Source organism: Leeuwenhoekiella sp. CH_XMU1409-2 (genome assembly GCF_037029365.1).
Classification (GTDB): domain Bacteria; phylum Bacteroidota; class Bacteroidia; order Flavobacteriales; family Flavobacteriaceae; genus Leeuwenhoekiella; species Leeuwenhoekiella blandensis.
The window spans coordinates 43092-63383 of record NZ_JAYMEI010000008.1 but is presented as its reverse complement, the minus strand read 5'-3'; the positions used below and the strand labels follow the sequence as shown (position 1 = coordinate 63383).

Genomic DNA, 20292 nt, shown 5'->3' with positions numbered 1-20292 from the left:
ATGCAATTGATTTATAGAGGAATTTTAGTTTTAGTGATTCTGAGTTTAGCGGCGTGTAAATCCACAAAAAATACCGCTTCAACCGAAGATTTAGCTTCAGCAAAAATCATTAAAACGCATTACGATACGCATCCCGATTTTGAAACGCTGGCTGCGCGATTAAAAATTAGATATTCAGACCCTGATACCAATCAAAGTGTCACCGTAAGTTTGCGTATGCAAAAAAGCGAAACCATCTGGATGAGTGCTTCGGTTCTAGGAATTTCATTGGCCAAAGCCATGATCACAAAAGATCGTGTTCAATTTTATGAGAAAATAGAAGGAACTTACTTTGATGGGGATTTTGAACTACTCAGTGATTTATTGGGAACAGAACTCGATTATAATCAAGTTGAAGCCTTACTTCTTGGCCAGCCTATTTACGATCTGAGAAGTGGTGGTTTTAGCGCCGGGGCGACTTCTGCGCGCTATGTCGTAGCGCCACGCAAACAGTCTTCCTTATTTGATCTGTTCTTTTATCTTAATAGTGGAGCGTTTACACTTCAGGAACAACGATTGGCACAACGGGCAGAACAGCGTAACCTGACGATTGCTTACGGCGATTATGTACAGGAGCAAAACGGATACTTTCCGTCAGAAATTCACGTAAAAGCACAAGAAGCAGATAAAACCACTACCATTGACATTACGTATCGCGGTGTTGATTTTAATACCGATGTAAGCTTTCCGTTTAACATTCCTGGCGGATTAAAAGAAATCGAACTTTAATGCAGTTGAAGCCGTTTTTTAAATACACGTTGTTTTTTGGGCTATTTCTTAGTGCGACGCTCGCTTTTGCACAAACAGACAAGCAAGCAGAACTGGAGCGCCAGCGTCGGGCTTTGATGAGTCAGATCGAAGAATTGAGTAAGCTGCGACAAAACAATAAGCAGAAAGAAGTTAATGTGCTCAGCCAGGTTGAAGATCTTGATTCTAAAATAAAAACGCGTCAAAACTTGATTCGCGTAACCAACAGTCAAGCCAATTTGCTCACGCAAAAGATCAATCAAAACATCAATAAAATAAGTGAATTGCGCGACGAGCTAAAGCGGCTCAAGGAGGACTATGCGGCGATGGTTCAAAAATCGTATAAGAGTAAAAGCAGTCAGAGTCGTATTATGTTTTTGTTGTCTTCAGAGAGTTTTTTGCAGGCGTACAAGCGGGTGCAATACATGAAACAATACAGCAACTACCGTAAAAAACAGGGCGACCAGATTAAAGAACGCACAGCGCTTTTGCAAGAGACCAATGCGAGGCTGATTGATCAAAAGGAACAAAAACAGCAACTCATCGCTCAGAACAAAAAAGAGCAAGCCAAGCTTGAAGAAGAGAAAAAGCAACAAGATGCTTTAATTGCAACCATTAGGGAAAAGGAATCTACCTATGTTGCGCAGATCAATAAAAAACAGGCAGAAGCCAATCGCATTGACCGTGAGATCGATCGTTTAATTCGAGAAGCCATTGCAGCTTCCAAAAAAGAAAGTGGAGCAACAGCACCAGAAAGAGAGATCAAAAAGGGAGCCATGCCCACATTTGCACTTACTCCTGCAGCCAAAGCATTGGCTAGTGATTTTGCGTCAAATAAGGGTAGAATGGATTGGCCTGTAGAACGTGGTAGAGTTTATAAAAAATTCGGTACCTCAAGACATCCTACTTTGCCCAATATCACAACATACAACAGTGGTATAGAAATAGAAACTGCTCCCGGAAGTGTTGCGCGTGCAGCCTTTAAAGGAACAGTTCAACAAATACAACTCATACGTGGAGGTGGTTATACCATTCTCATTCGCCACGGAAACTACTTGACCGTTTATCAAAACCTGAAAAACCTTAAAGTTAAGGTTAATGATCAGGTGAATACCAAGCAAGCTTTAGGTGAAATCGCTGAAAATTCCTTCAACGGAAAAACCATTTTAAAATTTTTGGTCTATAAAGATTCAGAGCGTTTAAACCCCGCAGATTGGGTGTATAATATGTAAATTGAGCATCAATTCATAAAAACAGATTGTTTTATTTTTAGGAGAACATAAATACTTCAATCTCATTTTTATGAAAAAAATTACGTTTCTCTTTTGTTTTTTACTGCTTTCAGGTGTTCTTTTGGCCCAAAAAAAGCAATCCAAGCTTATTTCAGAATTAGATGATAACACCGAAGCCTACGGTGAAATAGCGCATAAAATTTGGTCATTTGCCGAAATGGGTTATCAAGAAGAACAAAGCGTTGCGCTGCTTCAGGAAACTTTAAAAGAAGAAGATTTTACCGTTGAAGCCGGTGTGGCAGGAATGCCTACTGCTTTTATTGCGAGTTACGGTTCAGGTAAACCGGTGATCGCGGTTTTAGGAGAATACGATGCCTTGCCGGGTTTATCGCAAAAAGCCGTTGCACATAAAGAATCTAATGGAGGTGTGGCCGGTCACGCTTGTGGGCATCATTTATTTGGAACCGCATCTACCGCCGCTGCCATCACCATCAAAAAATATCTTGAAGAAACCGGAAAGTCAGGCACCATACGCTTTTATGGTTGCCCTGCAGAAGAAGGCGGATCAGGTAAAGTATACCTTACCAGAGCCGGACTTTTTAATGATGTAGATGCGGTGATCAACTGGCATCCCGGCAATGCTAACGGAGCCGATCCCGGTGCGGCATTGGCAAACAAATCGGCAAAATTTAGATTTCACGGAATCGCAGCACACGCAGCGGGCGCGCCTGAGAAAGGACGTTCTGCACTAGATGGGGTAGAGGCGATGAATTATATGGTGAATATGATGCGCGAGCACGTGCCTGAAGATACGCGTATTCATTATGTAATCACCGATGGTGGAAAGGCGCCCAACGTAGTGCCTGATTTTGCTGAGGTGTATTATTACGCCCGCCACACGACACGAGATGTGGTGATTGATGTTTTTGACCGTATGGTTAAAGCTGCTGAAGGTGCAGCTTTAGGAACCGGTACTACAATGGATTATGAAATGATTGGCGGTACACACGAATTACTGCCCAATCTTACGCTTCAAAAACTTATGTATGATAACCTGACAGAGGTTGGAGGTTACACCTATACGCCAGAAGAACGCGAGTTTGCCGAGGAGATCGCAGCAAGTTTGAACACAGATCTTAATGTTAAAAATGTAGAAGGTGTAAGTGAATACAACCCAAATCCGGAAGCTGGTGGTTCAACCGATGTGGGCGATGTTAGTTTTACAGTACCAACTGTTGGCTTGTATACAGCAACTTGGGTACCGGAAACACCAGCGCACAGTTGGCAAGCCGTAGCTGCAGGAGGAACCAGCATTGGCGTAAAGGGAATGATGGTTGCTGCAAAAACAATGGCTAAAACCGGGATGGATCTTTTTGATGATCCGGCAATTCTTAAAGCTGCAAAAAAGGAATTTGAAGAAAAACGAGGCGCAGACTTTGAATATATTCCATTGTTGGGAGACCGAGAACCTGCGTTGGATTATAGAAATTAGAAAAACGATCAAAATAAAAAAAGGGAAGCAATTGCTTCCCTTTTTTTATGATTGAACTTTTTATTCAAAAAGTGCTTTAAGCTCTGTGGCTTCTTTGGCTTGCATTTTTCCGGCGAGAACAAGACTGAGTTGTTTTCTGCGCAGTGCTGCCTCATAGCGCTCAACTTCTTTCTCTGTTTCTGGTTTAATCTGCGGGATGGGTACAGGCATACCGGTTTCATCTACGGCTACAAAGGTGTAGATAGCATCGTTGGCTTTAGATTTTAAGCCGTTTTCACGATCTTCTACCCATACATCGATAACAACTTCCATAGAGGTTTTAAAGGCTCGGGAAATCGAAGCTTCTACAGTCACCACACTTCCTAACGGAATAGCTTTATTAAAGGCCACGTGATTTACTGAAGCGGTTACTACAATTCTGCGAGAGTGTCTTCTGGCAGTAATACTCGCAACACGATCCATACGGGCAAGGAGTTCGCCCCCAAACATATTATTTAAAGGATTGGTCTCGTTAGGTAAAACCAAGTCGGTTTGCGTAGTACGTGATTCAGAAGGCGTTTTTGCTTTCATAGTTTTATTTTCGGCAAAAATAGAAAGAAATGCGCCTTTAAGAAATTAAAAAGCCTCCTAGTTTGGAGGCTTTCAATATTTATAGTGTAATACGCGTATTAATCCAATTGCTGAACCAGCATCCAGGCGTTTGCATTATCGGTATTACGTATCTGTCTTAATTCTTTTAAAGCTTCGATACGATCGGTGTAGCTTCCGTAAACCACTTGGTGTAAACCGTATTTGTTTTTACCAATGGTTCTTGCTTTATATCCTGCTTCACGTAATTGATTTACGCGTGTTTCAGCATTTTCAGGAATTCTGAAAGCTCCTGCCACAATGTGATAATTTCCTTTGGGTTTAAACGCATTCAAGGTTACTGCCGGCAAAGGATTGTCAATGGTAAACGTCGCGTGTTGAATGGTATTCTCCACTTGACTCTCTGCTTTTTGCTTTTCAGCAAAATTATGATCTGCAATATCCTTGAAGTATAAGAAGCCTAAAGATCCAGACAAGCCGATGGTAAGTAAGCCTACCGCCGCATATTTCATCCATCCGTTAGAACGTCGCTCTGGAGTGATGTGAATAGGTGCTTTTTCTTCAATTTCTTCAGCCTGTTGTGTAAGAACCTCACGGCTCACAGGACGCGCGTTATATGATGCAAGACCAAAAGCTTCAGTAAGGTAATTTGTTTTGGCTTCTGGCTCAAAGCTTATTTTACCGGCTTCATTGCGAGTTAATGTACCAATTTTGTCAACATACACGCGCTCTTCAGCATCTAATTTTTGCTGAATTTGAAGTCCAAACTCTTGGACTTGTAAAAGCGCGTCTTCATAACTTAAACGTTCTGCAGAAGCGATATAATTGGCTAATAAGCCATCGTTTTCCTGCAATTGGGCGTTAAAAGAAATGCGTTTTTTAGGTGGGAAAAAGGCCTGCGTCGTTTCGTCATAATGCGCAGAAACACGATGTGCTAAAAATGCACCAAAGCCTGGCACAATCACGCACTCGTATCTATAAAGTAAGTCGCTGATGTAAGTTGAAAAATGCATAAAGTAAAATTATAAAAAAAGCCTACCCATTTTAGAAAGTTATCTGTGAATTGTTAACAATTTTACAATACCTTTATTAACAGTTAATTACAGAAATGGAAGAAGAAGAGCTCCTTGCATACCTTACATTACAACGTATTCCAAAATTGGGTGATACGTCGATCAAGCGGTTGATCGCGCGGTTTGAATCTGCGCAAAACTTGTTGAGTCAAAAAATGGAAAGTCTCTTAAAACTAGACGGTATAGGAACGCTGAAGCTCAAAGAGTTTTTTGAAAAGGAACACCGCCTTGCTGCCGAGGAAGAGCTGAAGTTTATTCAGGATAATAAAATTCACTGTTGCGGTTATTTGGAGTCGGAATATCCTGAGCGCTTAAAACATTGCATAGACGGCCCGATCTTACTGTTTAAGCGCGGTAGTAAAGACTACACGCATCAACGTATGATTTCAATTGTAGGAACGCGAAAAGTGACGAGTCATGGTATCGATTTTATCAAGCAATTTGTTGAAGATCTGGCGCCGCTCAATCCGCTTATTGTTTCTGGCTTTGCGTATGGAGTTGATATCACTGCGCATCGCGCAGCGCTGGATAATGGTTTAGATACGATTGCGGTCTTAGCGCACGGGTTGAACCAGATTTATCCTAAAGTACACGCAAAATATGTGAAAGCAGTAGAAGCGCAAGGTGCGTTTATTACTGATTTTTGGAGTAGTGATGTTTTTGACCGCACCAATTTTTTACGTAGAAATCGCATTATCGCTGGGATGAGTGAAGCAACAGTTGTCATCGAGAGTGCCGAAAAAGGAGGTTCGCTAGTCACTGCAGATATTGCGCACTCTTATAACAGAGATGTTTTTGCAGTACCCGGAAGACCCGGAGATGCACAAAGTTTGGGCTGTAATAATTTGATCAAAACCCAAAAAGCACAATTGATCACCAGTGCTGCAGATTTGATTTATCTACTCAATTGGCAAATTGAAGAAGATTTAAAACCGGTACAAAAGCAATTATTTGTAGAGTTGTCTTCTGAAGAAAAACTAATCTGGAATTACCTATCAGACGCGGGCAAAGAGCAACTAGATCTGATTGCGCTACATTGCAAAATGCCCACGTTTAAAGTAGCCAGCATCCTTCTCAATATGGAATTGAAAGGAGTTGTAAGACCCTTGCCGGGAAAACAATTTGAACTGACTTAGTATCCTACTTTTTTACGCACGCGTTCTAATACGTCGTTTGCAATTCCCCTGGCTTTTTCTGCACCTACGCTCAAGGCAGCATCAAGTTCATCAAGATTTTCCATATAATGGTTATAAAGTGCGCGCTCTTTTTCAAACGTGTTTAGGACAAGTTCGTACAAAGCTTTTTTAGCGTGACCATAACCATAACCACCAGCCTCATAATTCTTACGCATCTGGGCAACTTCATCTTTTGAAGCAAGCAATTTATAGATGCCAAAAACATTACACGTGTCAGGATCTTTAGGGTCTTCTAAAGGCGTGCTATCGGTTTCAATGCTCATAATTTGTTTTTTCAATGCTTTATCAGACTGAAAAATAATTATCGTATTGCCTTTACTTTTACTCATTTTAGCCCCGTCTGTTCCCGGGATATACATGGTTTCTTCGTGAAGTTTCAATTCAGGAATAACAAAAGTTTCACCCATTTGTGCGTGAAAACGTGAAGCAACATCACGAGTCATCTCAAGATGCTGTGATTGATCTTTACCTACAGGTACAATTTCGGCATCATACAAAAGGATGTCTGCTGCCATAAGCATTGGGTACGTAAAAAGACCTGCATTTACATCTTCTAGACGGTCTGCTTTATCCTTAAAACTATGCGCAAGCGTCAAACGCTGATACGGAAAAAAACAGCTCAAATACCAGGTAAGTTCTGTGGTTTGCGGGATATCACTTTGACGATAAAAAACCGTTTTGTTAATGTCAAGACCACAAGCAAGCCATGTCGCGGCAGTAGAATAGGTGTTGTGTCTTAAGGTTTCGCCATTTTTTATTTGCGTAAGCGAGTGCATATCTGCGATGAATAAAAAGGATTCATTTTCTGGCTCATTGGCCATCTTGATCGCAGGAATAATAGCTCCTAATAAGTTACCTAAATGAGGTGTTCCTGTACTTTGAACACCGGTTAAAATTCGTGACATGGTTGATTTAAATTTTGAGCAAAGTTACCCCTTTTCACGTATTAACTCCTTTTAAAATGTCTATTTTTGAGATGCCGGTTTGTTCTTCAAACAGGACCTAAGCGTATACTATTGATGATAAGACTGCTTCAGAAAATTTTGATTTTGCTTTGGCGCATTTGGTTCTATATTCTAATTATAGTCCCTATCCTTGTGCTGTTACCCTTTTTACTTATTTCGGTAGCAAAGGATTCTTGGTATCCCTATTTCTTCAAAATGGCGCGACTGTGGGCACGGTTTATTCTATATGGAATGGGCTTTTGGCCAGAAGTGAAGCGCCTAGAAAAAACACAGCGCGGTAAAAGTTATATGTATGTTGCTAACCATACGTCCATGACAGACATTATGTTGATGTTGAGTAGCGTGCGCAATCCTTTCGTTTTTGTAGGAAAACAGGAGTTGGCAAAATTTCCGCTCTTTGGATATTTTTATAAGCAAACCTGTATTCTTGTAGATCGCGGCGATCCTAAAAGTCGACGTGCCGTTTTTGAAAGCGCACAAAATAGATTAAAACAAGGTTTAAGTATTTGTATTTTTCCCGAAGGCGGCGTTCCGGATGATACGAGTATCATACTCGATACGTTTAAAGATGGCGCTTTTAGATTGGCAATTGATCATCAAGTGCCTATTGTACCTATGGTGTTTTACGACAATAAAAAACGGTTTTCCTATGACTTTTTTACGGGTTCGCCGGGTTTGATGCGTGTCAAAGTTTTACCTTTTATTCAAACGGAAGGACTCAAACCTAATGATCGTAAAACTCTGAAAGAGCAGACCTTTAAAGCCATTCATGCCGAGCTCTTAAAAGATCAGGCTTACGATATTGAAGCATAAAAAAGTCGCCCTAACCACAAGGCGACTTTTCTTCATCATTGCGCTAGCAATAATTAACCTAACCAACTAAAAAACTAACCTAACTTCCTGCATACTGTTAGCTGGCAGCATACAGTTTCTTTTAAAGATTTTGAAGATAAAACCGAAGCTCAGCCGGTTGATTTTGAACTAAGCTTCAGTTATCTAATCTTCCTTTTTCATGTATTTTAAAACTTAATGCTTAAACCGGTGTAAAGGCCTAAATAATAGGGCCTAAAATCACTTACGGTTTTGGTATAAGCATTCAGTTGATATTTAAACATAGGCTCTAGGTTAAACTGAATACGATCAGTGAATTTATAATCTAATCCCAGACCTACATTGGTGCTAAAACTCGTATTGTTTAAACTGTTGGATGCACCCAATCGAGAAACCGAATTGCTCTCTTCGAGTGAAATCGAATTGTTATTTAGGAACAGGGTACTAAAACCACCAATAACCTGAATACCCACTTTGCGATCGAGTAGCGCATATTCTGCTTCAAAAGGGACCTCGATATAGCCGAGCTCCTGATGTAACGCATTATTGATACTCGTTCCTGCAACGGTAGAATTGTTAGCAAATTCAGCTGCTGAAGAAGCTAAACTCTTATTACCGTCTGCAATCTGAATGAGTTGAGAACTTTGATTGTAGTCAATACTGCTTATCGAACGGGCTTGTATGGTAGGAGCAAAATTTATTTGCTCGGTGCGGTAGCCAAGATCTACCTTGTTGATCCCGGAACGAACGGTAAGCTTATTTGTCACCGCGTAACTCACTTGCACACCGTAGCTAAAATTAACATCACCGCTCTTTTTATTATCGGCAAATTCTGAGGCAATACCAGAACCACCAAAACTGTTATAGTAAACTGGAGCAACCATGGGCGTAATTCCCCAGCGCGTGTCTGTTTTAGATTTTGGATCTTCAACTTCAGCATCTGCAATAGCATCTTCCTTTTGCGCATCGGCGATTTCTTGCAAACTTTTGGTTTCCTCTGCTGGAAGCCGGTCGTCTTTCGACACATTTTCTGTAGCAGCTATTGCATTGGCCTGATTTTCCGCAGCAGTGTTTTGTTGCTGCAAAGGGTTTGCGTTGTTGTTTTGGTTAGACTGGGCAATGCCGTAAGATGAGGTAGTGTCTGTCACTACCGGCTGTGTAGGCTTGCTAGTCGCTGTGTTGTTGCCAGCATCTGCTTTTTCATTTTGAGAAGTTTGTGCAACTGTTTTAGAAGTTTCGGTATTTATAACTGAAGACCTATTCGAATGTGGGTTATTTTGCTCTCGCGTTTCAGCCGACTCTTCTTCTGAAGTGGCTACCGCTGTATTTTTTTCAGAGGTATTTGTGATTTCGATATTGTTGTTATCTTCTAAAGTTTTAGTTTCTTCTAGAACAATTTCCGCATCGGGCGTATCTGCCGGAGTAAAAATAAAATTACCCGCCAAAATTAAAAGGGCAAGAACCGCCGCTGCGCCACCCAACTGAAGCCAAAGCGGGATCACGGTGCGTCTTTTCTTTTGCTTATCAACTATGCCGGCCCAAACCTTATCGCTTGGCGTAGCCTCATAGTCTTTAAACTTTTCCTGAAACAGGCGGTCTATGTTTTTTTGCTCTTTCACCGTGTTGAGGATTGTAGGGTTTCACTTTGCTGAAAATTTTCAACTTTTTCTTTTAAAATTAATCGGGCGCGCGCAAGATTAGACTTACTCGTCCCTTCGCTTATGCTTAACATTTTGGCAATCTCCTTATGTGGATAACCGTCCAATACATAAAGGTTAAACACCAGCCTGTAGCGATCTGGTAATTCTTGAACGATCTTAAGTAAAAATTGAAGCGAAATATCTTCAGTATCAACAGTTACTTCTTCTTGTTCAATTTGTTGCTCATTTACTATTTCAAAAACTTGTTGCTTGCGATAGCGTTGCAATGCGGTATTGATCACGATACGCTTTAACCAGCCTTCAAAAGAGCCTTTACCTTTGTATTGCTGTATTTTTTTAAAAATGGTTAGAAATGCGTCTTGAAGGTTGTCTTCTGCCTCCTCGTAGTTGCGAGAATACTTCAAAGAAACACCAAAGAGCGTGCGGGAGTACAAGGTGTATAACTCCGCCTGCGCCTTTGGTTTTTCTTTGATTAAACCTTTTAAGAGCTTTTCTAAACTCACATTGTTTGGTGCTTGGTAATTAAGGTTGCTCTACAGGAACTTCTTGCGTCTCATAGATAGGCTCCCCATTTTCATCATCGCCTTTGTACATTTTAAATACATAAGTGTAATTATAAATTACATCAAAATTTAGAAATGTCGAGATGGTGTCGTTGGGCGTATCGGTACACAAGTCACTTTCTAGAACCTGACTTATAGCATATACAAAGCGCGTACTGTCTTGCCTTGCAGCTTCAAAGTTGTAAAACTCGTGGCAGGTGGTTGGCAATACAAAAGATACCGGTAATTGATAACGCTCGCCGTAAACAAAACTTTCGGGTAACTCGTAATCTGCAATCGGAAGTGCTTCATAACTCACAACTTGCCCTTCATCATCAAGAGAACAACTGGCCATTAAACCTAATAAACCAATTAATAAAAAAACCTTTTTCATCATTAAAATTATCTGCTTTTTGATAAGTAGATACTTTAAGATGAAAAAGGTTGCGTAAGAGGGCTTAAAAATATTTTAAGCTTCTTTGGCTATTTTGATAGCGTCCTTGATTTTTACCTCAAGTTCTTCCAATAAGTCTGGATTGTCTTTTAAAATGGCTTTTACTGCATCACGTCCTTGACCCAGCTTGGTGTCTTGATAGCTGAACCAAGAACCACTCTTTTTGATGATCTCATAATCAACACCAATGTCAAGAATTTCTCCAACTTTAGAAATTCCTTCACCATACATAATATCAAATTCTGCCTGACGGAAAGGAGGAGCCACTTTATTCTTAACCACCTTTACTCGGGTCTTGTTACCTTGTACTTCACCATTAGAATCTTTGATCTGTGTAGATCTACGAATGTCAAGTCGTACCGAAGCATAAAACTTAAGTGCGTTACCACCCGTTGTTGTCTCGGGGTTACCAAACATCACACCGATCTTTTCACGCAACTGGTTGATAAAAATCACAGTACAGTTGGTTTTGCTGATAGACCCTGTAAGTTTACGTAAGGCCTGAGACATCAATCTTGCGTGAAGACCCATTTTAGAATCTCCCATTTCTCCTTCAATCTCACTTTTTGGAGTTAATGCAGCGACAGAGTCGACTACAATGATGTCGATTGCTCCAGAACGAATGAGGTTGTCTGTGATTTCAAGCGCTTGCTCCCCGTTGTCTGGCTGTGAAATGATTAGGTTTTCAATATCTACTCCTAATTTATCAGCATAAAAACGATCAAAAGCGTGCTCCGCATCAATAAAAGCCGCAATACCGCCTTTCTTTTGTGCTTCGGCAATAGCGTGTAAGGTCAAGGTTGTTTTACCTGAAGATTCAGGACCATAAATTTCTATAATTCGCCCTTTAGGTAAACCGCCTACACCTAATGCCATATCAAGACCAAGTGAACCTGTAGAAATAGATTCAACTTCTATAATCGCATTATCTCCCATTTTCATTACGGTACCCTTTCCGTAGGTTTTATCCATTTTATCAAGGGTAAGCTTCAGGGCTTTTAACTTGGCTTCTTGTTCTTTACTCATACTTTTTAGTGTCTTTAAACTCTGGTTTTGAGTTTGTTTAGAAGGAAGCGCCAAACAATAGGATGCTCACACGCTTCTTTAAGCTGCTAAAGTAATATTTCTTTTATTGGCAACCAATGATTTATTCCTAAATATTGGAAAAATTCCAACAAACGAAGCGTTTCACTCTTTTTTGAGCCTTTGAGAAGGAAAAATTCCAAACTGAAAATTTAACATCTTTAGAAGCAACGCATTACGTAAATGTGTATCTAAATAGAAAATCTTATGTGCTATGGTACAGAAAGTGAAACAAATACATTGCAGTAGTGAGCGTTGCACGAGCGTGCCTTATTATTGCAATGTTAGATTGGACGGCGGTTAGCTCGTATTTATTTGAAAACATCAAATAATATGATAACCTGAATTAGCCGTTCAAGAAAAATGCCCCCGAGAAACTCGCGGGCATTTTTTTGTGCCCTAAGCTTTGGCGTCTATGTGAAACACAAGAGACATTTCTTGCAGCTAATGACTTAAAAATGCTACTTTTGCGCCACTTTTAACCTTAAAATTAAGTATAGCATGCAACTGTACAACAAATTAAGCGCAAAAGAACGAGCAGCATTAATTGATGAGGCAGGCGAAGATCGCTTGACGCTCTCGTTCTATCAGTATGCCAAAATTGGCAATCCGCAACTTTTTAGAGATCACCTGTTTTTAGCCTGGAATCAAATGGATGTTCTGGGGCGAATTTATGTCGCGCACGAGGGGATCAATGCACAACTATCGGTACCGGCAAAACGCTTTGACGAGTTCAAAACCTTTTTAGACGGGATTGATTTTCTAGAGAACGTTCGCCTTAATATCGCCATCGAGCAAGACGCCAAATCCTTTTTAAAACTTAAAGTTAAAGTGCGTCCTAAGATCGTGGCAGACGGTCTTGATGACGACACTTTTGATGTTACCAATAAAGGCGTTCACGTAGATGCCGCTACCTTTAACGAACTCATAGAAGCAGATGATGTGGTGCTCGTAGATATGCGCAACCACTACGAGAGCGAGATCGGGCATTTTAAAAATGCGGTAACTCCAGATGTTGATACCTTTCGCGACAGCTTAGATCTTATTGAAGAAGACTTACGCGATCACAAAGAAGATAAAAAACTGGTGATGTATTGCACCGGTGGAATACGCTGCGAAAAAGCCAGCGCTTACTATAAACACAAAGGTTTTAAACAAGTCTATCAACTAGAAGGCGGGATTATTGAATACGCACGTCAGGTTGAGCAGTTGAAGCTTGAAAATAAATTTAAAGGGAAAAACTTCGTATTTGACCACCGTCGTGGCGAGCGCATTTCAGAAGATATTATTTCAAATTGCCACCAGTGCGGAAAGCCTTGTGACACGCATGTAAACTGTGCTAACGAAGCTTGTCATTTACTCTTTATACAATGTGACGAGTGTGCAGAAGCGATGAATCACACCTGTTCAGACGAATGTAAAGAGGTGATCGCTTTGCCTTATGATGTGCAAAAAGAACTGCGCAAAGGCATTCCTAACAGCAACAAGATCTTTAAAAAGGGCAGGTCTGAAAAGCTGAAGTTTCAGAAGAAAGCATAAGAATTGAAGAAATAACGTAGAAAAAGTCGGTTTTAGATAACCGACTTTTTTTATGCGCAATTGCTTCCGAAATGTAAAATGCCACACATTTGCTTTAATCCCCAATTAGAATTACTATATTTTTGCATAGCTAAAATGTTATCTTTAGCAGCAATTAAGACGGAAGCTTTCCGTTGTCAACATATATAAATCATCAAATCCCGGAGTTTTTTATTCTGGAGATTTACAAACATATAGGATCTCATGGCGTGTGGAAATTGTGGTACGACCAAAAACGGTCAACCGCGTGGTTGTCAAAATAATGGTACCTGTGGTACCGATGGATGCAATAAACTTACAGTCTTTGACTGGCTTTCAAATATGAGTCTGCCCGATGGGCAGGAACCCTTTGACTTTGTTGAAGTTCGCTTCAAAAACGGTCGCAAAGAATACGTGAAGAACGTAGATAAATTACAGATCAACGTGGGCGAAGTACTGGCGGTGCAGGCGGCTTCGGGTCACGATGTGGGTATCGTCTCATTAACAGGTGAGTTGGTGCGTGTTCAGATGAAAAAGAAACGCATTCCATATAAAACCGACGATTTTCTAAAGATTTACCGCAAAGCCAACCAAAAAGATATTGAAGTTTGGGAAAGCGTAAAAGAGCGTGAAGAAAGCATCAAAGTACGCTCGCGCCAGATCGCTATTCGTTTAGGACTTCAGATGAAAATCTCTGATATTGAGTTCCAGGGCGATGGGTCAAAAGCGACTTTTTTCTATACCGCAGAAGAGCGTGTAGATTTTAGACAATTGATCAAAGAATTTGCACAAGAGTTTAGAACGCGTATCGAAATGCGTCAAATAGGCTTTAGACAAGAAGCAGCGCGTTTAGGCGGAATTGGTTCTTGCGGGCGCGAGTTGTGTTGCTCAACTTGGTTAACCGATTTTAGATCGGTGACCACAAGCGCAGCACGCTATCAGCAACTTTCATTAAATCCGCAAAAACTGGCCGGGCAATGTGGGAAGTTAAAATGCTGTCTAAATTACGAGTTAGATGCCTATTTAGATGCGCTAAAAGATTTCCCCAAAACCGAACAAAAACTCTATACCGATAAGGGAACTGCTGTTTGCCAGAAGATCGATATTTTTCAGGGACACCTTTGGTATGCTTATGAAGGCGAGTGGATGAACTGGCATAAGTTGACCACCACGCAGGCCAATGAAATTATCGAAGCCAACAAGAAGAAAAACAAGGTGGCAAGTCTTGAAGAGTACGCTGCAGAACTTATCACAGACACTAAAGTTGAATTTGGTAACGTAGTAGGGCAAGACAGTTTAACACGTTTTGATAAACCTCAAAAATCAAGAAAGCGTTCAAAAAACCGTCGTAAAAAAGGGAATTACCGCAAAAAGGGACCTAAGAAAAATGCATAGACTAGTATATGCCGTGCTGTTTTTTATGTGTTTTATTTCTTGCGATAAAACAGCAGCATTTCACGAGTATAAGTCACTGCCTAAATACTGGAAAAGTGATTCTGCAGTAATCTTAAAAGTTAATGATCTAGACACTTTAAGCCAATATAATGCGTTTATAACCTTGCGGAATGATAACGCATACGCTTTTAGTAATCTGTTTTTAATCACAGAAATGCAGTTCCCTAACGGAAAAACCATTACAGATACACTAGAATATAAAATGGCAGAACCAGACGGAAGCTGGCTTGGTGAAGGTTTTGGTGATTTGAAAGAAAATAAACTTTGGTATAAAGAGAACATACAATTTAACGAGACGGGTACCTATACGTTTAAAGTTAAACAAGCGATGCGCCGTAACGGAGACGTAGATCCTATTTCTGATTTAGAAGGAATAAAGGACGTAGGTTTGCGTATTGAAAAAACAAACGAATTATAATAAAATGGCTCAAAATAAAAAGAAGCCTGCTGCAAAGGCAAAACAAACCAATTATCGCCCATATATTAAAGGGTTTTGGATTTTATTTTTAAGCGGATTAGGGGCGATTATTCTCGTGTTCTTACTCGCATCTTGGGGTGTTTTTGGAAAACTACCCACCTTTGAAGAACTTGAGAATCCAGAAAGCAATCTGGCTACCGAAATCCTTTCTTCTGACGGAAAAACACTGGGAAAATTCTACAATGAAAACCGTACTCCGGTTAAATATGAAGATTTAGCACAGAACCTTGTTGATGCAGTTGTTGCTACGGAAGATAGACGTTTTTACGAGCATTCTGGCATCGATATGCGCGGTACCGCAAGAGCTGTAGCTTTTTTAGGTTCAAAAGGGGGAGCGAGTACTATCACGCAGCAGTTGGCAAAGCTTCTGTTTTCAGATACGCCCAGCAGCAAGTTTGAGCGTGTTTTGCAAAAAGTAAAAGAGTGGATCATCGCCACACGTTTAGAAAGCCAATATACCAAGGAAGAGATCATTACCATGTATCTCAATAAACAAGATTTCTTGTTTCAAGCGGTGGGAATCCGTTCTGCGTCCAAAATTTATTTTGACAAAGAACCTATCGATTTAAGACCTGAAGAATCGGCGATCATTGCCGGGATGCTAAAAAATCCCCGTCAGTACAATCCGTATCGGGAGATTTCAAAAGACAAGTCGTTAGAGCGTAGAAATACGGTTTTAGCACTTATGGCCGAAACCGGAAAAATCACCGAAGCTGAACGGGACAGCCTGATCGCAATGCCTATGGAGATAAAATTTTCTCCAGAAGGTCACGCTGACGGGATTGCAACCTATTTTAGAGAGTATCTTAGAGCATTTATGTCAGACTGGATCAAAGAGAATCCAAAAGGTTTTGATGCAGATGGTAATGAAGAATATTATAACATTTATCGCGACGGACTCGTAATTACCACAACGCTTGACTCGCGCATGCAGCGCTATGCAGAAGAAGCTGTTACCGCACATATGGAAAACCTTCAGCGAGAGTTTGATCGCCAAAACGAAAGAAACACTACGGCGCCATTCAGAGATATTACTACAGAAGAGGAGGAAGTAATTATCAATCGTGCAATGCGCAATTCTGATCGTTGGAGAAAAATGGCCGCTCAGGATATTTCGGTAGAAGATATCAAGGCTTCTTTTGACAAAGAGACCGATATGCGTGTTTTTGTCTGGAAAGATGGCGCAAAAGAAGTAGACACGGTAATGACCCCGCGAGATAGTATTTTGTATTACAAACGCTTTTTACGTGCCGGTTTATTGAGTTTAACGCCACAAACGGGCGAAGTAAAAGCTTGGGTAGGAGGAATCAACTACAAGCATTTTCAGTACGACCACGTAAAAACCGGAAGACGCCAAGTAGGTTCTACCTTCAAGCCGTTTTTGTATGCTACGGCGATAGACCAATTGCACCTTTCGCCTTGCGATACGGTTCCAGATATTCCGTACTGTATCCCTGCAGGAGATATGGGCGCGCAGGAAGACTGGTGCCCGGAAAATTCTAGCGAAGGCTTTAAAGGAATGGTAACGTTAAAGTCGGCGCTTGCCAACTCGATCAACACGGTTTCAGCCCGTTTAATGCATCGTGTAGGTCCGCAACCGGTGATCAACTTAATTGATAAACTAGGCGTAGATACCGAAAATATTCCGGCAGTACCTTCAATAGCATTAGGAACGCCAGATTTAAGCTTGTTCGAGATGGTTTCGGCCTATTCTGCTTTCGCTAACAAAGGGGTTCACGTAGAACCACAGATTGTTTCGACGATCGTAGATAAAAACGGTACGGTGTTGTATCAAAGCGTTCCAAAGGCTAAAGATATTATCAGTCAGGAATCAGCTTATGTAACCGTTAATTTGATGGAGGGTGTAACACAATACGGTTCTGGAGCGCGACTGCGTTCTGGAGCGATCAATAATTATGTGTATAACAACGTGGTTACAGGGCATCCTTATATGTTTAAAAACCCGATTGCCGGTAAAACCGGAACTACTCAAAATCAAAGTGATGGTTGGTTTATGGGAATGGTGCCTAATCTGGTAAGTGGTGTTTGGGTAGGAGGTGATGATCGTTCAGTGCATTTCCCAAGTATAACCTACGGTCAAGGAGCTACTATGGCGCTACCAATCTGGGCGGTGTTTATGAAAAAATGCTACGAAGACGAGGCCCTAAATATCTCACAAGAGGATTTTGAACGTCCCGAAGATTTGAGTATTCGAGTCGATTGCTCGCAACCGGTAGAAGGGGAGCGTCAAGAAGTAGAATTACCAGACGAACTCGATTTTTAACCGACTTCAAATCCCGTATTCTGAATACCCTAAATTACTGCTAAAAGATTGCGGTTAGAAAACGTATTTTGTAATTTTCTTATTCTAAAATGAGAAAATGATAACAAAAACGGTAAACTCAGTAACTGAAGCATTAAAAGGTGTCGAGGACGATATGACCTTGATGCTGGGTGGTTTTGGATTGAGCGGAATTCCGGAAAAAGCCATTGAGCAACTCGTTAAACTTAACGTGAAAAATCTAACTTGTATTTCTAATAATGCCGGGGTAGATGATTTTGGCTTGGGCTTATTGCTTCAGAAAAAGCAGATCAAAAAAATGATCTCGTCTTACGTGGGTGAAAATGCCGAGTTTGAACGTCAAATGTTAAGCGGTGAACTTGAGGTCGAATTGATTCCGCAGGGAACTTTAGCCGAACGTTGCCGTGCAGCACAAGCAGGCTTTCCGGCGATTTACACACCTGCAGGCTATGGTACCGAAGTAGCCGAAGGCAAAGAAACGCGTGAGTTTGATGGCAAGATGTATGTTTTAGAACACGCTTTTAAAGCCGATTTTTCATTTATAAAAGCTTGGAAAGGTGATACTGCTGGCAATCTCATTTTTAAAGGAACGGCGCGCAATTTTAATCCCATAATGTGTGGGGCAGCAAAGATTACTGTTGCCGAAGTTGAAGAGCTTGTACCTGCCGGCGAATTAGACCCTAACCAAATACACATTCCCGGGATTTTTGTTCAACGCATTTTTGAAGGAAAGAACTATGAAAAGCGTATCGAGCAACGTACCGTAAGGAAACACGACGATTAACAACTAAGAATATATAACAACCAAAAATTTAATTAAACAATGGCACATTTAAGATTAGGTGATGTTGCACCAGATTTTACAACAGATACAACAGAAGGAACCATTAATTTTCACGAGTGGCTTGGAGACAGCTGGGGGATTTTATTTTCTCACCCGGCAGATTACACGCCGGTTTGTACCACAGAATTGGGTACGGTAGCCAATTACCACAGCGAGTTTAAAAAACGCAATGTAAAGCCTATCGCGCTAAGTGTTGATGGTGTTGAATCGCATAAAGAATGGATCAAAGACATCAACGAAACCCAAAATACAACAGTAGATTATCCGATTATTGGAGATGAAGATCACAAGGTTGCAGAACTTTATGATATGATTCATCCCAATGCGAGTGAAAAGGCTACTGTACGTTCGGTTTTTGTGATTGGCCCAGATAAGAAAATTAAACTTACACTGACGTATCCACCTTCAACAGGGCGAAATTTTGACGAAATTTTACGCGTGATCGATTCGCTTCAGTTAACGGCGTATCACAAAGTGGCTACCCCTGCTAACTGGAAAGATGGTGAAGATTGTGTGATCTCTCCAAGTGTAAGCAATGAGCAAATTCCGGAGTTTTTCCCTAAAGGGCATACAGAGATCAAGCCTTACTTACGAATGACTCCACAACCAAACAAATAATATGCTAGACAAAAACGGAATCGCACGGCGTATCGCTCGCGAAGTTCAAGACGGTTTTTATGTGAATCTCGGGATTGGCATACCTACATTGGTTGCCAATTATGTGCGAGATGATATTGAAGTTGAATTTCAGAGCGAGAATGGAGTTTTAGGAATGGGACCTTTTCCTTTTGAAGGGGAAGAGGATGCCGACATTATTAATGCCGGTAAACAAACCATTACTACGCTTCCGGGTGCTTCGTTTTTTGATTCTGCTTTAAGTTTCTCAATGATCAGAGGGCAACACGTTGACCTGACTATTCTAGGTGCGATGGAAGTTGCTGAGAACGGGGACATTGCCAACTGGAAAATTCCCGGTAAAATGGTAAAAGGTATGGGCGGTGCGATGGATCTTGTCGCGAGTGCCGAAAATATCATCGTGGCGATGATGCATACCAATCGTGCCGGGCAGTCTAAGCTTTTAAAGCGCTGCACACTACCACTTACCGGTGTAGGTTGTGTTACTAAGATCGTAACCAATTTGGCTGTTCTTGAAGTAACGCCATCTGGCTTTAAGCTTTTAGAGCGCGCTCCGGGAGTTAGTGTTGAGGAAATCAAAAAAGCGACTGAAGGAACACTCGAAATACCAGATGATGTTCCCGAAATGATTTTAGCATAAATACCTTGTATTTTATCGATATAAAAGAGCCTTTTAAAAGGCTCTTTTTTTGTCTTTAAACGAGCGTTGTTACTCGTTGAATTACCTATTTTGGATTTTTAAACGCTGAAAAACACCTAAACCCGGTTGAAATACGATATTTTTTAACATTTTATTGATAAATACAAGTGATTTTGTTTGACACATTGAAAAAAAATCCTACATTAGCACCAATCCAACTCGGTAAGATTTTACAACAACCCCGGGAATTGCAAAATTTAGGTTGTTGTCTAGCTTCAAAATAGGAGTATTTTGATGTTATGATTTGTTTAAAAAAACCGCGAGGGGAGCCTTGCGGTTTTTATTTTTAGAAACCCTAAATCGTAAGATTTTAAATATAAAACGAAACACCTTTTAATAGAATCAAGGTGTTTTTTTAGCTGTAATCCCTAATTATTAACTAAAGTTGTATTCACGCCCATGACTACTCAACATGCT

19 protein-coding genes are annotated in these 20292 nt (G+C 40.7%); 12 read left to right on the top strand and 7 right to left on the bottom strand.

The genetic code is table 11. From position 1 onward, the window contains the following. The 3 genes from WA338_RS10275 to WA338_RS10265 all read left to right on the top strand — a co-directional run bounded on the left by WA338_RS10275 (position 1) and on the right by WA338_RS10265 (position 3510). A complete protein-coding gene (locus tag WA338_RS10275) occupies positions 1 to 768 on the top strand; it encodes a DUF4292 domain-containing protein (protein ID WP_009781958.1) in 768 nt (255 codons plus the stop codon). Next, positions 768 to 2018, top strand: a complete 1251-nt coding sequence (locus WA338_RS10270) for a murein hydrolase activator EnvC family protein (protein WP_009781957.1) — start codon at positions 768 to 770, stop codon at positions 2016 to 2018. Before WA338_RS10275 ends, WA338_RS10270 begins: the two co-directional genes overlap by 1 nt. 70 nt (positions 2019 to 2088) lie before the next feature. Further along, positions 2089 to 3510: an amidohydrolase gene (locus tag WA338_RS10265; protein ID WP_009781956.1), complete on the top strand. Its 1422-nt coding sequence runs from the start codon at positions 2089 to 2091 to the stop codon at positions 3508 to 3510. A 60-nt stretch (positions 3511 to 3570) separates the two neighbouring features. On the opposite strand, the gene WA338_RS10260 is transcribed toward WA338_RS10265, so the two are convergent. Both WA338_RS10260 and WA338_RS10255 read right to left on the bottom strand, forming a co-directional pair. Beyond that, positions 3571 to 4080, bottom strand: coding sequence for an acyl-CoA thioesterase (locus tag WA338_RS10260; protein ID WP_009781955.1), 510 nt, complete (start codon positions 4078 to 4080; stop codon positions 3571 to 3573). Between the two features lie 98 nt (positions 4081 to 4178). Continuing rightward, a complete protein-coding gene (locus tag WA338_RS10255; protein ID WP_009781954.1) occupies positions 4179 to 5111 on the bottom strand; it encodes an SPOR domain-containing protein in 933 nt (310 codons plus the stop codon). A 95-nt stretch (positions 5112 to 5206) separates the two neighbouring features. Between WA338_RS10255 and dprA the strand changes: the two genes are divergently transcribed. Next, positions 5207 to 6307 carry a DNA-processing protein DprA gene (gene dprA / locus WA338_RS10250; RefSeq protein ID WP_009781953.1) on the top strand — a complete coding sequence of 367 codons (1101 nt, stop codon included), beginning with the start codon at positions 5207 to 5209 and terminating at the stop codon, positions 6305 to 6307. On the opposite strand, the gene trpS is transcribed toward dprA, so the two are convergent. Next, on the bottom strand, positions 6304 to 7272 hold the full coding sequence (gene trpS / locus WA338_RS10245) for a tryptophan--tRNA ligase (protein ID WP_009781952.1): 969 nt from the start codon (positions 7270 to 7272) through the stop codon (positions 6304 to 6306). The genes dprA and trpS overlap by 4 nt on opposite strands. Before the next feature lie 114 nt (positions 7273 to 7386). On the opposite strand from trpS, the gene WA338_RS10240 reads away from it, so the two are divergent. Continuing rightward, entirely contained in the window at positions 7387 to 8145 is a 759-nt protein-coding gene (locus WA338_RS10240; protein WP_009781951.1) for a lysophospholipid acyltransferase family protein, read from the top strand. Between the two features lie 206 nt (positions 8146 to 8351). Here WA338_RS10240 and WA338_RS10235 read toward each other — a convergent pair whose 3' ends face one another. The 4 genes from WA338_RS10235 to recA all read right to left on the bottom strand — a co-directional run bounded on the left by WA338_RS10235 (position 8352) and on the right by recA (position 11846). Beyond that, on the bottom strand, positions 8352 to 9782 hold the full coding sequence (locus tag WA338_RS10235; RefSeq protein ID WP_009781950.1) for an outer membrane beta-barrel protein: 1431 nt from the start codon (positions 9780 to 9782) through the stop codon (positions 8352 to 8354). Further along, the gene (locus WA338_RS10230; protein ID WP_009781949.1) at positions 9779 to 10327 is read right to left on the bottom strand and encodes an RNA polymerase sigma factor; all 549 of its coding nucleotides are present in this window, start codon (positions 10325 to 10327) and stop codon (positions 9779 to 9781) included. Before WA338_RS10230 ends, WA338_RS10235 begins: the two co-directional genes overlap by 4 nt. A 19-nt stretch (positions 10328 to 10346) precedes the next feature. Continuing rightward, a complete protein-coding gene (locus WA338_RS10225; RefSeq protein WP_009781948.1) occupies positions 10347 to 10763 on the bottom strand; it encodes a hypothetical protein in 417 nt (138 codons plus the stop codon). A 72-nt stretch (positions 10764 to 10835) separates the two neighbouring features. Continuing rightward, positions 10836 to 11846, bottom strand: coding sequence for a recombinase RecA (gene recA, locus WA338_RS10220; RefSeq protein WP_009781947.1), 1011 nt, complete (start codon positions 11844 to 11846; stop codon positions 10836 to 10838). A gap of 558 nt (positions 11847 to 12404) precedes the next feature. On the opposite strand from recA, the gene trhO reads away from it, so the two are divergent. From trhO to WA338_RS10185, 7 genes are all read left to right on the top strand, one after another. Beyond that, complete coding sequence (gene trhO / locus WA338_RS10215; protein ID WP_272985978.1) at positions 12405 to 13442, top strand: oxygen-dependent tRNA uridine(34) hydroxylase TrhO; 1038 nt, start codon at positions 12405 to 12407, stop codon at positions 13440 to 13442. A gap of 243 nt (positions 13443 to 13685) precedes the next feature. Further along, positions 13686 to 14855, top strand: coding sequence for a PSP1 domain-containing protein (locus WA338_RS10210; RefSeq protein WP_009781941.1), 1170 nt, complete (start codon positions 13686 to 13688; stop codon positions 14853 to 14855). Next, complete coding sequence (locus tag WA338_RS10205; protein WP_009781940.1) at positions 14848 to 15333, top strand: gliding motility lipoprotein GldH; 486 nt, start codon at positions 14848 to 14850, stop codon at positions 15331 to 15333. The genes WA338_RS10210 and WA338_RS10205 overlap by 8 nt, the downstream gene beginning before the upstream one ends. Before the next feature lie 4 nt (positions 15334 to 15337). Next, complete coding sequence (locus WA338_RS10200) at positions 15338 to 17677, top strand: penicillin-binding protein 1A (RefSeq protein WP_336093266.1); 2340 nt, start codon at positions 15338 to 15340, stop codon at positions 17675 to 17677. Between the two features lie 97 nt (positions 17678 to 17774). After that, positions 17775 to 18479, top strand: coding sequence for a CoA transferase subunit A (locus WA338_RS10195; RefSeq protein ID WP_009781938.1), 705 nt, complete (start codon positions 17775 to 17777; stop codon positions 18477 to 18479). Positions 18480 to 18518: 39 nt separating this feature from the next. Continuing rightward, complete coding sequence (locus WA338_RS10190) at positions 18519 to 19157, top strand: peroxiredoxin (RefSeq protein ID WP_009781937.1); 639 nt, start codon at positions 18519 to 18521, stop codon at positions 19155 to 19157. Between the two features lies 1 nt (position 19158). Then, positions 19159 to 19815, top strand: a complete 657-nt coding sequence (locus tag WA338_RS10185) for a CoA transferase subunit B (RefSeq protein ID WP_009781936.1) — start codon at positions 19159 to 19161, stop codon at positions 19813 to 19815. Positions 19816 to 20292 lie beyond the last annotated feature (477 nt).